The organism is Rhodocytophaga rosea (assembly GCF_010119975.1).
GTDB lineage: Bacteria > Bacteroidota > Bacteroidia > Cytophagales > 172606-1 > Rhodocytophaga > Rhodocytophaga rosea.
The window spans coordinates 5,877,626-5,891,564 of record NZ_CP048222.1; the positions used below are offsets into that span (position 1 = coordinate 5,877,626).

The 13,939-nt window shown below is 40.1% G+C and carries 14 protein-coding genes; 9 read left to right on the forward strand and 5 right to left on the reverse strand.

Features of this window, described 5'->3' with window-relative positions; translation table 11 throughout:
- Positions 1–3: 3 nt before the first annotated feature.
- Positions 4–1,512 (forward strand): 4-alpha-glucanotransferase, encoded by a 1,509-nt coding sequence (gene malQ, locus GXP67_RS24265; protein WP_162445516.1) that lies wholly within the window; start codon positions 4–6, stop codon positions 1,510–1,512.
- 93 nt (positions 1,513–1,605) lie between these two features.
- On the opposite strand, the gene GXP67_RS24270 is transcribed toward malQ, so the two are convergent.
- The 4 genes from GXP67_RS24270 to GXP67_RS24285 form a co-directional block, all read right to left on the reverse strand.
- Positions 1,606–2,382, reverse strand: coding sequence for a hypothetical protein (locus GXP67_RS24270; RefSeq protein WP_162445517.1), 777 nt, complete (start codon positions 2,380–2,382; stop codon positions 1,606–1,608).
- 284 nt (positions 2,383–2,666) lie between these two features.
- The gene (locus GXP67_RS24275; protein ID WP_162445518.1) at positions 2,667–3,110 is read right to left on the reverse strand and encodes an Hsp20/alpha crystallin family protein; all 444 of its coding nucleotides are present in this window, start codon (positions 3,108–3,110) and stop codon (positions 2,667–2,669) included.
- A 217-nt stretch (positions 3,111–3,327) separates the two neighbouring features.
- The gene (locus tag GXP67_RS24280) at positions 3,328–3,972 is read right to left on the reverse strand and encodes an OmpH/Skp family outer membrane protein (protein ID WP_162445519.1); all 645 of its coding nucleotides are present in this window, start codon (positions 3,970–3,972) and stop codon (positions 3,328–3,330) included.
- 170 nt (positions 3,973–4,142) lie between these two features.
- A complete protein-coding gene (locus GXP67_RS24285; protein WP_162445520.1) occupies positions 4,143–4,838 on the reverse strand; it encodes a hypothetical protein in 696 nt (231 codons plus the stop codon).
- 143 nt (positions 4,839–4,981) lie between these two features.
- Here GXP67_RS24285 and GXP67_RS24290 point away from each other — a divergent pair, with 143 nt between their 5' ends.
- The 7 genes from GXP67_RS24290 (at position 4,982) to porG (ending at position 11,083) form a co-directional block, all read left to right on the forward strand.
- Positions 4,982–5,749 (forward strand): IS5 family transposase, encoded by a 768-nt coding sequence (locus GXP67_RS24290; protein ID WP_162441854.1) that lies wholly within the window; start codon positions 4,982–4,984, stop codon positions 5,747–5,749.
- Between the two features lie 129 nt (positions 5,750–5,878).
- Positions 5,879–6,457 carry an anthranilate synthase component II gene (locus GXP67_RS24295; protein WP_162445521.1) on the forward strand — a complete coding sequence of 193 codons (579 nt, stop codon included), beginning with the start codon at positions 5,879–5,881 and terminating at the stop codon, positions 6,455–6,457.
- Positions 6,458–6,579: 122 nt separating this feature from the next.
- A complete protein-coding gene (locus GXP67_RS24300; protein ID WP_162445522.1) occupies positions 6,580–7,344 on the forward strand; it encodes an alpha/beta fold hydrolase in 765 nt (254 codons plus the stop codon).
- 120 nt (positions 7,345–7,464) lie between these two features.
- On the forward strand, positions 7,465–8,127 hold the full coding sequence (locus GXP67_RS24305) for a CBS domain-containing protein (protein ID WP_162445523.1): 663 nt from the start codon (positions 7,465–7,467) through the stop codon (positions 8,125–8,127).
- 182 nt (positions 8,128–8,309) lie between these two features.
- The gene (locus GXP67_RS24310) at positions 8,310–9,185 is read left to right on the forward strand and encodes an NAD kinase (protein WP_162445524.1); all 876 of its coding nucleotides are present in this window, start codon (positions 8,310–8,312) and stop codon (positions 9,183–9,185) included.
- 108 nt (positions 9,186–9,293) lie between these two features.
- Positions 9,294–10,337: a DUF6089 family protein gene (locus GXP67_RS24315; protein WP_162445525.1), complete on the forward strand. Its 1,044-nt coding sequence runs from the start codon at positions 9,294–9,296 to the stop codon at positions 10,335–10,337.
- A 107-nt stretch (positions 10,338–10,444) separates the two neighbouring features.
- Entirely contained in the window at positions 10,445–11,083 is a 639-nt protein-coding gene (porG, locus tag GXP67_RS24320; RefSeq protein ID WP_162445526.1) for a type IX secretion system protein PorG, read from the forward strand.
- Between the two features lie 47 nt (positions 11,084–11,130).
- Here porG and GXP67_RS24325 read toward each other — a convergent pair whose 3' ends face one another.
- Positions 11,131–12,804 carry a serine hydrolase gene (locus GXP67_RS24325; protein ID WP_162445527.1) on the reverse strand — a complete coding sequence of 558 codons (1,674 nt, stop codon included), beginning with the start codon at positions 12,802–12,804 and terminating at the stop codon, positions 11,131–11,133.
- Between the two features lie 395 nt (positions 12,805–13,199).
- Here GXP67_RS24325 and GXP67_RS24330 point away from each other — a divergent pair, with 395 nt between their 5' ends.
- Complete coding sequence (locus GXP67_RS24330) at positions 13,200–13,937, forward strand: undecaprenyl pyrophosphate synthase (protein ID WP_162445528.1); 738 nt, start codon at positions 13,200–13,202, stop codon at positions 13,935–13,937.
- Positions 13,938–13,939: the final 2 nt, after the last annotated feature.

Below are 13,939 nucleotides of genomic sequence, written 5' to 3' on the forward strand. Positions count from 1 at the left end.
TTTATGATTACAAAAAGGGCAAGCGGACTTTTATTGCATATTACATCTTTGCCATCTGCACATGGTATTGGCGATTTAGGTCCGGAAGCATACCGTTTTGCTGATTTTTTAGCGGCTTCCAAACAAACATACTGGCAGATTTTACCGCTTACCCCCATTGAAGAGGGCTTAGGCAATTCACCTTATAGCAGTGCTTCGGCTTTTGCCGGAAATACCTTGCTCATTAGCCTGGAAGTACTGGCTTCTGAAGATATACTGTCGGCAGAAGATCTAAAACATGCTCCTCCTTTTCCAGCCGGAAAAGTAGATTACCGGAAAGTACGGGCATTTAAAGAACCTTTATTGGAGAAGGCCTATCAAAACTTTTTTAATGAAGCCTCTACTACTGACAGGCAGGGATATGAAGTATTCTGTGAAGAAAATAAAGACTGGCTGGATGATTTTGCCTTGTTCTTCACCCTGAATCTGAATTTTAATTACCAACCCTGGAATGAATGGCCGGAAGATATCCGCAACCGTACTGTAGCAGGCCTTACCAAATACAATAGTCTGCTGGAGAAAGAGATACAAAAAGAAAAATTCCTGCAATACTTGTTTGCCAGGCAGTGGTTTGCCCTCAAAAAATATTGTGCAGCGGCCGGAATCCATTTTATTGGCGACCTGCCTATTTATGTGCATTTTCAGAGTGCCGATGTATGGGCCAATCCGGAAGTATTCAAACTAGATAAGCATAAGAAACCTTATGTGGTAGCAGGCGTTCCGCCGGATTATTTTAGTGAAACCGGGCAATTATGGGGAAATCCGGTATATGACTGGGATTATCTGAAAAAAACGGGTTATGCCTGGTGGGTAAAACGCCTGGGGCATAATATTCATTTATTTGATATGGTGCGCCTGGATCATTTCCTGGGTTTTGTGGCTTTCTGGGAAGTAGATGCCAGAGAAAAAACTGCTTTACATGGACAATGGGTAAAAGCCCCTGCTGATGACTTCTTCCAGACTTTATTAAGGCATTATCCACATTTGCCCATCATAGCTGAGGATTTAGGTATCGTAACAGCAGAAGTGACCCAGTGTATGCAGCGGTTTAATTTTCCGGGAATGAAAGTGTTATTATTTGCCTTTGGTGACAATACCGATACCAATCCGTATGCGCCACACAACCATATAGAAAACTGCCTGGTCTATACAGGTACCCATGATAATAATACGGTGAAAGGCTGGTTCACCAAAGAAGCCGACAAACATACCAGGCAGGGTCTGGAAAAATATTCTGGGCTGGAATTGAATGGAGATAATATTTCCTGGGAGTTTGTACGGATGGCTATGCAATCTGTAGCTAAACTGATCATTATCCCTATTCAGGATTTAATTGGCCTGGATGACACCGCCAGAATGAATACCCCCGGAACAGTAGGTCAGAACTGGGCCTGGCGTTTAGAACCGGGCTTACTAACTAAAACCTTATCTTCGGAAACAGCCAGTGTTACTCATTTATTTGGAAGAGAATAATTTTTAGAAGAAAAGCATGCATAGCCTTAAATAAAAAAAATCCGCAGAACTATTGTTCTACGGATTTTACATATATGGGAAATATACAATCGCTTAAGCAGCTACATCGTCGGTATTTCGACGTTCCTCAATTACTTTCTTCAGCTTGGCAATGGCTTTCTCCGCACGTTCTACATCCAGTTTATTAATACTGCTTACCATTTTCTCTTTTTCACTGGCTGTGATTACTTCATTATTCAGCAACAAGAGAATTTCAGCTTTTTGCTTGGTAGAAGCAGGCTTTAATTCAGCTTCTTCCTGAACTGGTGCTGGATGGCTTTCAGCTACAACGGCTGCAGGTTTGCTGGCTTGTGGACGGTTAGTATATGATTGAGCAGGTTCATTTGCTGCAGGCTGAGCCATATAATCCATTTCTTCGGCTGGGGTAGGTTCGTAGCCGGCTGCCCGGATGATCCAGGCCAGAATGTTGCGGTAGGCTTTACCAATGGCACGGGTTTGCGCCATAGAAGCAATAGCAAACTCCTGGTAATATTTTTTGCCAGACTCTTTATTACTGCAAATAGCAAAACCAGAACCGATGATCTGCTCTGTACGAAGGTTGAGTAACTCTACTTTCGCCTGGTACTTCATCTCATGCTCATCACTGATATTAGTGAGTTCCTTTACTACCGGCAGAATACCTAACCTTGAACCGGCATATTGCCAACCTTCTACATTCACATACTCTTTCCCCTGAATGTTATGGAAAAGTTTGTTCTCTTTGATAAACTTAGCCAGATCAACAGCCAGGTACATGGTCTCATCAGATTTAGAAATATCGTAACTCTCGACTTTCCTCTTAATGGTTTTGTTATTGTTATCTGTATTCATTTAAAAAGTATTTATGTACAATATTTTAACAATACTATGAAAATAAAAGTGCCCAAAACATTAAAAATATTTGAGATCCAAAACGCTTATTTATAATGATTTGTAAAGTAAATTTATATAATTTTTTTTGTATATGCAAATATCTGAATTAAAATTTGTATGCTTCAAAATTTGTATGATATATCATGTTTGCTACTGCTGGTTTTTCATCTGAGCCATGCATAAAAAAAGCCGCAGGTTGTACACCTGCGGCTTTTGAATTACCTCTATCTACTCAATTCACCTTATGAAATATTGATCTGACGTGCTGGTTTTTCTTTCGCTTCTTCTCTTTTAGGCAAGTATACATACAAGATACCTTCTTTGTAAGAAGCTTCTATTTTGCTGCTGTCCACTGTAGTAGGCAAGGTAAAGGAGCGTTGGAAAGAAGTATATCCAAACTCTTTACGGGTATATTTGCCATTAGCTTCTTCATTGCTTTTTTCATAGGTAGAAGCAATGGTCAGCAGATTGTTGTTCAGGTTAATCTGGAAATTTTCTTTTTTCAGACCTGGCGCCGCTACTTCTACAGTAAAGTTTTCTTTTGTTTCTACCACATTTACAGCCGGGGTCGTAGTTGCATAATCACGGCCTACAAATTCGCCAAGGTCTTTACCGAAAAAGTTTTCCAATAGATTAGAAAAAGCAGGGTTGGCGTTGCCATTTGAATTCCATTTAACAAGTGTCATATTTCTATCCTCCTTAAGTTTAATTTCTTTTATTGTTTGATAAGCTATTAAACAATTGAAATGCCATTGGCTTAATCACCCTTTTTCTAAAGGAATTTAATGACTAAATGTCCGGAATATGAAAAATTGTACAAAATTTGCCTGCTATTATGGCAGAAATGTAAATAAAAAAGCAGTCTTAAAGACTGCTTCACTATTAAGGTAAGGATGATTCCCTTTATTTTTTTGCCGTTGAATCTGCTTTGGCCGGGCTTTGTTTTGACTTATACTCATTATTCAAACCGGCAAGCACTTCCTGGGTAATTTCCAGGCTATTGTCAGCGAAGAGTATCCCGCCGCCTTTAGTATAGCCTAAAACCAGTTTATAAGGCTTATCTTTGGTATAATCTTTCAGGTAATTGGCAATATTATTATACAACTCTTCTGTTCTTTCCTGTTCTTCCTGCGCCAGTTGCTGGCTGAGCCTATCACGGTATTGAACGAGTTCCTGCTGTTTGCGATACAGGTTCTTTTCAGTGAGCTGTGCCTGTTCCAATGTCATGCTGTTGCCTTTTTGCTGGAAAGAAACGGCTTCGTTTTCCAGGGATCTTGCCCGTCCGCCAATTTCAGTTTCCAGTTTTTTACGTCTTTCTTCCAGTTGCTGAATGGTATTTTTATAAAATTCATAGTTCATCAGCAATGAATCAGAGTTCACGTAAGCAATTTTTTCTGCAACAGGATTTTTAGAAACAGCGCTTTCTGATGTCGGCTTGCCAGCAGATGAGGCAGGGGAAGCAGAAGTTCTGGAAGAAAAATGCAGGTAATACAGTACTGCTACAGCAACCAGCAATACAGCATTGAGGGCTAAGGATACGTTTTTCACAAGTATGGATTTTATTTAGGATGATCTAAGCTTTAGCGCTTATTTGTTAGTATAAGAAGATTGAATTAAAGAGCGTCAAAGATACTAGAATTTATTCTAACAAAAGAATAGCGATGAGCTTTAACCCCATCGCTATTCAAGAAATTATACCTAAGAAGTATGAGTATAACCTAGTTGTTGATTGAGGAAAACTTTTGTTTAACCTCCTCTACGGCTTTTTTCTGTTTTTCTACTTCAGCTACTGATTCTGTTTGGTCTTTTTTAGAGGAAACTACCTGTTTTTCCAGTTTTTCAAGATCCTTCTTATTGTCTTCCAGCTTTTGTTGCAGCGTTTTTTGTTCTTCCTTTTTCCGCTCAATATCTTTCAGTAGGTTTTCAGTTTCCTGGGTTCTCCGTTCCTGTTGTTTTATGGCACTGGCCAGTTCTTTTTCAGCACTTTTGAGTTCATCGCCAAATTCATCCTGATAGGCTTTCATGGCAAAATCTTCTAAAAACTTTTGTGCTGAACTTGCCTGGCTGCTTTGCTGGGTCACAAATGAATTGCCTAAGTCGATTGCATAAAAAACAGTAGTTCCGTTTTTATCTTCTGATACTTTGCTGATGATATGAACCGGCTTTTCTGATAAGGTTTTGATCTTGGCAGAAGGTACGGTATATATCCCCTTTGAAGATTCTACTTTACCAAAATCTTCCAGATAATCTTCCCATGCCCGGGCAATGGTTTTTTCAGGTAATTTAAGCGTAGTTTTAAAACCCTGCCGGTTGATTTTTTGTATGTTTTCTTCCGAACCTGATACAGTGATTTTTTGTGCCTGTATACTGGTCATGATTGTGCAATATAACAGGGCAAGTAGATACTTTTTCATAAGAGTTTTGGTGAGTGAATAGATAAATGAAGTACTGCTGTTAAAATTTAAGAGCAACCCGTAAGAGAATGTTTTGAAAGGATAGAAATAGGGTAAAAGAAAGAATCAGTGAGTAAACTTGTGGTGTCCAACCAAAAAGTTTTATGCAAGAAAGATTCTTCGAACTCACTGATTGTGAGTGGGAAATTATCAAGGAAGTAGTAGATAACCAAAGAAAAATCAAACATGACAAACGTGTTATTCTTAATGCTATTCTATGGCTACTTACTACAGGTAGTCAATGGCGCAACATGGAAAGTAAATACCCACCCTGGCAAACCATTTATTACCATTACAGGCAGTGGAAGAAGCGAGGCATCATCGAAGAGCTGTTGGCTTTTTTAGCAATCAGAGAAAGAAAAAAAGCAGGCCGACAAGCCTTGCCAAGCGTGTTAGCTATTGATAGTCAAAGTGTAAAGATTGTACAGTTTACTTCCCAAGACAAGGGCATAGATGGCAACAAAAAGGTGAATGGCAGAAAAAGACATCTAGCAGTGGATTGTTTAGGTATTCCTTGGGCTGTGCATGTAACAGCCGCCCATGTGTCAGACACTACAGCCGGTTATGAGTTAGCAGCTAAGCTGAAGGGTAAGTCTTGCCGCCTACATACACTAAAAGCAGATAATGGCTACAAAGATACCTTTGTAGAAGAGATAGAAAGAGACTATGGATGGAAGGTAGAAATTGTACAAAAGCCTGAAAGCGTAAAGGGCTTTGTGCCGGCAGGAGGCCGTTGGGTGGTAGAACGCAGTTACGGATGGCTCAATTTTAAGCGTAGATTGAGCCGTGACTTTGAGAAAAGCACAGAAAGTTCGGAAGCTATGCTACAATTAGCCTTTATTGACACACTGCTTAAAAGAAAACCAGTATAATATTTCAAAACGTTCTCTAAGTTTGCTGAATTTAATGAAATTTTAGTCTGTACAGTAACCCTGCCAGATTTTCATTATACAGGCTGTCGATCTGAAATTCTCTAGCTTATTTATCTTATTTGACCTTTCATGATTCTGCTGTTAGATAACCTGGATTCTTTCACCTACAATCTGGCTGATTATATCAGGCAGGGTGGGGAAGAGTGTCTGGTACTGCGCAATACAGTCCCCATCAGCCAGATTAAAAAGCAGGCATACAAAGCGATTGTACTATCCCCCGGTCCACAGACACCAGAACGTGCCGGAAATATGATGGAAGTAATTCATTATTACATTCAACAAATTCCTGTATTAGGAATATGCTTAGGACATCAGGCTATTGGGATTTATTTTGGCGCTTCCCTGGTAAAGGCGGTTCAACCAATGCATGGAAAAATATCTTCAGTTTCTCTGGAGCAAGATGAATTGTTTGAGCAGATACCATCGCCAACAAATGTGGTCCGGTATCATTCATTGATTCTGGAAGATTTACCTGCCAGTCTGGAAACTATTGCTCATACAGCGGAACATGAGATTATGGCTATCCGGCATAAAACCTTACCGGTGAGGGGTATACAATTTCACCCGGAAGCCGCCCTCACTGTAGATGGGATAAAAATGATAGAAAACTGGATAAAATTTAATAAGTTAGCAGACCAAAGTTTTTAAACTTTCATTTACTTTGCACAGGTCTGAAATTGTAGCATGCGTAATAATTTACCGGACTTTGTATCCAGTCAGCTAAATTTAGAAAGAAAGTAATTATTTAAAATTTCAATTATTAACCGATTATGGCTCTGAATGTTAAACAGGAAGGTGGATTTAATTATATAGATGAAGGCAAGGGAGAAGTGCTGTTGCTGTTGCATGGCTTATTTGGCGCATTAAGCAACTGGGAAAGTGTGGTAAATACGTTCTCTGTCAATCACCGGGTGTTGATACCGGTGATGCCTATTTATGAAAGCCCTATCAAATCTGCCAGTCTGGATGGGCTGGTTACATTTATCGAACAATTTGTTGCCTATAAATCTCTGGAAAATCTCACATTACTGGGCAATTCTCTGGGAGGTCATGTTGCCCTGATCTATACCTTGCATAATCCGGATAATGTGAAGCGGTTAGTGCTTACCGGCAGTTCAGGCCTGTTTGAGAATGCCATGGGAGGTTCGTTTCCTAAACGGGGAAGTTATGATTACATCAAGGAAAGAGTAGAATATACTTTTTATGCTCCTGCTACAGCCAGCAAAGAACTCGTAGATGAGGTGTTTGATATTACAAAGGATATACCTAAATGTATGCGTATTGTGGCCATTGCCAAATCGGCACAACGGCATAATATGGCGAAAGAGATTACGAAAATTACTGCCCCTACCTTACTGGTATGGGGATTGAATGATACAATTACCCCACCTATTGTAGCGCATGAGTTTAATAAACTCATTCCTAATTCCGAGCTCCGGTTTATTGATAAATGTGGCCATGCACCTATGATGGAGCACCCCGAAAAGTTTAATTACCTGCTCACTAAGTTTATGGAAGTTGAACAGCTCGCCTGATTTTCTGTTTATGTAATATACCTGTTAGAATTGAGCAAGGATTTTGCTTGTATAAATTTATTATACAAAAATGTAAACGAATGTTTGCTGTCCAGGTATAAAACCTTATTATTACATCTTATGATTGCAGAAGAGCTCATCAACCATAAAATCCCACCACTCAAAGTGACGGACACTGCTGACCAGGCCAAACGTTGGATGGAAGAACTCCGTGTGCCGCAACTGGCAGTAATGGACGGACCGGATTATGCCGGCTTGGTTAGCGAAGAACAGATTTTTCAGCACAATGATCTTTCTATACTGCTTAAAGATGTAACGCTGTTTGGCCAAGATATTTATGTGCTCAACTTCCAGCATTTTTATGATATATTAAAAGTTGCCTTAGATAATAATTTGCAGGTAGTGGCCGTATTAGATGAAGATCATAGATTTATCGGTGTAATTACAGTGGATAGTACCATAGCAGCTTTCGCCCAGTCGGCAGTGCAGGACCCAGGAGGTATTATTGTATTATCATTGTCTGAGCGGGATTATTCCTTAACAGAAATCAGCCGGCTGGTGGAATCCAACGATGCCAAAATCCTGAGCAGCTATGTTTGCCCGGACCGTTCGGATCCGCTCAAGATCAAACTAACGCTTAAACTCAATAGAAACGATATATCCAGAGTAGCCGCTACCTTCGAACGCTTCGATTACCGGATTGTAGCCAAATTCCAGAATGCACCGGATAAGGATGAAGATAAAGAAAGACTGGATCTGTTGCTAAAATACCTGAATATGTAGTCTGTTAATAGGTAAGAATGGAAAAGTTAGAAGGAGGAGTTTTACCAGCCAAATCACTTTAAATTTTAAAAATTAGGGTGCTTGACTGATCTCAATTGAATCAACAAATTATAATTTTCTAATTTTGTAATCTTTCGTTTACGAATAGCCATCAATTTAGTGCCTTAGCCTCCAACGCCTGTATGAAAATTGCCATTCACGGAAGAAACTTTAAAGATGAAGCAAAGCCATACATTCAGGAAATGTTCGAGGAACTGGCTGCCAGGCAAGTAGAAATCCAGGTATCAGAAATCTTCAGCCATTTCCTCCATAAGATTGGCATGCCAAAACCTGATTCCCCGGTTTTTAACAACAGAAAAGAAATCTTTGATGCCGATATTATTTTCAGCTTGGGCGGCGATGGAACGTTACTGGAAACAGTTACCATGGTAGGAGCCCGTGAAATTCCGATTCTGGGCATCAATACCGGCAGGCTGGGCTTTCTGGCCACTACATCTCCACATCAGGTAAAAAAGGCCATCCATAGTATTTTTAATGGGTATTATACCTATGACGACCGTACGCTCATCAAGCTGGAATCCGACAAAGATGTATTCGATGGCTTAAATTATGGCCTCAATGAATTCACCGTTACCAAACGTGATTCTTCCTCGATGATTGTAGTAAATACCTACCTGGATGGAGAATATCTAAACTCCTATTGGGCAGACGGGCTGATTGTTGCCACACCAACTGGTTCAACCGGATATTCCCTAAGTTGCGGAGGGCCGGTAGTAATGCCACAATCCAGTAATTTTATAATTGCCCCTGTTAGTCCGCACAACCTGAATGTACGGCCACTGATCGTTTCAGACAATAGTATTATCTCTTTTGAGATACAAGGCCGCAGTAAAAATTACCTGATTTCTTTAGACTCGCGTTCAAAAGTAGTAGATGCTTCTGTACAGCTGGCAGTAAAAAAAGAAAATTTTAAGGCCAGATTGATGAAATTAAACGGAGATAATTACTTGGATACTTTGCGAAATAAACTGAACTGGGGCTTTGATAAAAGGAATTAATTTTTTTTGAAACTTTAAATATTATCTTTGTAACCTTTCAAGGTTTTGCCATATTTTCATTTTATTCAGAAGTTTTCTGATGTATCTAACAGCTCAATTACATACTGTATGAGAAAACATACTATACTATTCATTCTGGTTGCGTTTGTATTCACATCGTCCCAGGTATTTGCCCAGCGATATACCAAAAGCAAACGTTACACAAGTATAGGAGGTGGTTTAAGTGCAATGAATTATTTTGGGGATATCACGCCTAGTTCCTCTTTTACCAGTGCAGATATTCAGTTTACACGACCCAACCTTAGTCTGCACATCATGCGTCGTTTAACACCCCGGTTTAGTGCCAAAGCAGCTTTTGCCTGGGGGCGTTTAAAAGGAGATGATTTTCTATCAGCAGATCCTTCAGACAAAAACGGCCGGTATAGATATATTAGAAATGCTCATTTCAGGAACGATATTAAGGAATTTTCAGTAGTAGGTATGCTGGATTTGTTTGAAAACCGCAATACATTCCTGCGCAGGCCCAATTTTGTACCTTATGCGTTTGCCGGAATTGCTGTTTTTCACCACAATCCAAAGGCAAGAACGCCTGAAGATATGGGAAGAAATTGGGTAGCTTTACAACCTTTAGGCACTGAAGGACAATTTCTAACTGGCCCTGGTTCAGAGAAATATCCTGATCCATACAAACGTATACAAATTTCTATACCAGCAGGTATTGGTCTACGTTATAAATTATCTCCCCGAATTGATCTGGCATTTGAAGTAGGTTACCGGTTTACTTTCTTTGATTACTTGGATGATGTGAGTGGAAACTATCCTGATCTGAATGTGCTGAGAACACAAAAAGGGGACCTGGCATATAAGATGTCGGATCGTGCGCTTGAAACAGTAGCTGCTAATACAGGAGATGCCAGAAGTGTGGATAGGGTATTAACAGACCTTTATGGTGGCCCTTCTAATGGAATTGTAACTCTTACATATGTTGATGATAATGGAAATCCAGTTCCTTTTACCCATACTACTGTAAATGGCTATGGTCGTCGAGGAGATCAAAGAGGAAAACCAAGCGAAAATGACTGGTATCTGGTTACTGGTTTTCACATTAATTATATTCTGATCAAGGGGGTACGTTGTCCGAAATTCAGATAAAATCACTATAAAACTTACTTGTGTTATTCTTAATCAAGACTTGTCAAACTTTCATTTTTTATTACCCAAAAGCGCTTCTTGCTTTTCTTATTTGTTGTCTGCTGGGATTGATCTCTTATGAGAGTATAGCCCAGCGCCTGGAGATAGGAGCAGGAGGGGGAGCCATGTTATACAAAGGAGATCTGGCCCCTGAACTAATTCCGAAATTTGCCCGTCCGGGAGCTACCATTTTCCTGAGGCACAATCCCGGTAAAGCCATTAGTTTGAAATACAGCTTCTCTCTGGGAAGAATATTTGCCGATGACCGGGAAACTGATGATAACTTTGCTAACCAGCGCAACCGGTTTTTTAACACCCGCATTACTGAACTTGCTGCTACAGCTGAATACAACTTCCTCGATTACCGGAGTGATAAGGCCAGAAAGCCCTGGACACCTTATTTATTTGGCGGTATTGCTGTTTATAAATTCGACCCGGTAGAAAATCTGCGACCTGAGTATAAGCTAACCCAGCTGGCTTTACCTTTTGGCGTAGGCTTTAAATATGTATTGGGTGGACAGTGGAACCTGGGCATCGAATTTGGCGCCAGAAAAATCTTTACAGATTATTTAGATGACCTGGGCGGTGATTTAAATACAACAAATAAATTCCAGAATGGTAATCCCAATGATAAGGATATGTACGTATTTACCACCTTAACAGTAAGCTACACATTTTATAAAATCCGTTGCCCTAATTTTTATTGATTTGCTGGCAGTTGCATTTCTAGGCTGTATTTAATGACTTACTTCTTTCATTTTATAATCAGCACTGAGTTCGTATAGCCTCCCTCATCTTTCAAGGTAGAAGCATTGTTGGGGTCAAGCATCCATTCTCCGTCTTTTACAATTTTGTAGGTATAGGTTCCGGGAGATAGTTCAACAGCACATTCCCATACATCGCCATTCTTTCGGAAAAACGTGTGAAGATCGTTCCAGTCATTAAAACTACCAGCCAGGGTTACTAGTTTTGCATTAGAATATCCTTTTAAGGTTATTATAGTGTTGCCCTGTTTGCGTTGCGATTTTTCAAGTCCGGCCAGCATTTGTTTAACTTTGAAATTATCTGCCTTTATTTGTAAAGATTTGTTAAGCGTGGAAATAGCTTTCTCTCTGTCTCCGTTTCGCAACAAGGCAATCGCATAATCAGCATATGTATTCGCAGAAGCAGGATAAGCTTTTAGATTTAGTTCAAATACCTCAATTGCTTCCTTTACTTTACCTCTGTTGAGCAACTGGTTCCCAATCCAGTTCATTTGCTCCTCTTCAATTGTAGAATTGCCTTTTTCATCCAGAAAAGGGGCAATGGCGGCCGCAACACCTTTCGATGGAATATCTCTGGCAAATAGGCTATTAGGTGCTTTGTACCAGTCATAGTCTAAAAAATCAACCGCAGGATGCTTGCCGGGAATTACTTGTTGCACCATCTCCTGCATGATTCCTAAGCCATTAAAACTATTGGTGAAATAAATCATTCCGTTCCCAGCCTCTTTGTCTACAGCCACATAACATTTATAAGTACCATTATCGCCCCAATGCCAGAATACGTTTCCCGCCTCTGTCTGCTCCAGCCCAAATCCTAATCCCCAGCCTACTTCTGTAGAAAGAGGTGCATTGGCAGAGTCTGCGACAGGAACGGCTATTTGCCTGGTAAGCATCTGCTGAACAGTACTATCACTTATACCTGTATGATGAATAATAGCCAGTAAGAAAGTGGCATAATCCTGGGCGGTGGTTTGCAAGGAATAAGCTGCATTGGCATGATCTGATTTATTTTTTTCGAAAGGATGGCCAAAATTACTATGTGGGAAAGCAAAATTGGTATCAAAATCTTTTTGCCAGATATAACTGCTGCATTTCATGCCCAAGGGTGTAAATACTTTCTCCTGCATTACTTCATTGAGTGGCTTGCCGGTAATTTTCTCTACGACTCTTTGCAGGTATACAAATCCTTCTCCGGAATAAGAAAACTTTTCACCAGGGGTGAACTGGATTTTTAGCTTATCTCCGCCTCGCCAGTTAGGAAAACCAGTGGTATGACTCAGCACCATGCGGGCCGTAATTTTTTTATACCTGTCGTCATAGGCAATATCCGGATAGGGCAGGTAGGTGTACAATGGCGTATCTAAGCTCAATTTACCTTCCTCCATCAATTTAAATACGGCATATCCAAAAACCGGTTTACTCAGCGAAGCCGCATCAAAAACAGTATGCTCATCTACTTTGGCAGTTGAATCGGATTTTAGTAACCCATATCCTTTTGTATACACAATTTTCCCTTGCTGGATAACGCCTAATGCCAATCCAGGTATATTTGCACTATCCATCAAGTTATACACCTGCTGATCTATAAGTTCCCTGGAAAATGCTGTGTTTATTTGAGTGGTTTTATTAGCGTTCCCTTCTTTTGATTCAGAGGTACAACTCATTGCTGCATAGAGAAGGAGTCCGGGTAGAACCGTATTTTTGAGGGCGCGAAAGGAGGTAAGGCTGTGCATCAGAATAAGTGTTTGTATTTGGATAAGGAATATAATTTGTTGCTGAAGGTTGCAGCTGGCTTGAACAAAAATAAATAGCCCTGCAAATGAGTTATGTATCTAAAACAGGTATCTATGTGGCGCTATAGGAATCATTTCCTGTAAAGCTCGAAAGGAAAATCCTTGAATTTTTATGCAGATAATGTAACTCTCTCGCTTTCAATATGTAAAAATAAAATTGATAAACGGTTTATTTTTTATAAATAAGGCTTATTTTATCATTCCAATAAGTTGAATAGCAGTTACAATATTCTTAAATTGCGGTTTATTTGAAGCGCTCAGCGGGAATGAAACAACAGATTGACACAAACAAGTTACCCAGACATATTGCTGTTATTATGGATGGTAACGGCCGTTGGGCTAAGAATAAAGGGGCAGCCCGGGTATTTGGCCATAGAAATGCAATAAAGGCTGTACGGGAAACGGCCGAAGCTTGTGCTGAACTGGGTATCCAGTATCTGACTTTATACGCTTTTTCTACCGAAAACTGGTCGAGGCCGAAAGAAGAAGTGGATGCGCTGATGCAATTGCTGGTGTCCACCATCCGGAGTGAAACGCAAACATTAACTAAAAATAATATTAAACTTGCTTCTATCGGAGATATTGCCCATCTTCCCAGGGTTTGCCAGAAGGAATTGCAGGAAGCTAAAGATCTTACCAGGCAAAATACTGGCTTAACCCTGATTCTTGCCTTAAGTTACAGCGGCCGATGGGAAATTATAGAAGCAGTAAAGCAGATTGCGCAGGAAGTTCAAAAAGGAAATTTACAGGCAGATGAAATTACAGATGAAGTGTTTGCCCATCATTTAACTACTAAAAATATTCCCGATCCGGAACTACTCATCCGGACCAGCGGCGAAATGCGCATCAGTAATTTTCTGCTCTGGCAGATTGCATACTCAGAGTTATACATGCCTGAGGTTTTGTGGCCCGATTTTAGACGGGAACACCTTTACGAAGCCATTCTTTCTTATCAGAAACGGGAACGCAGGTTTGGTAAAATCAGCGAACAAGTGAAATCCTAACC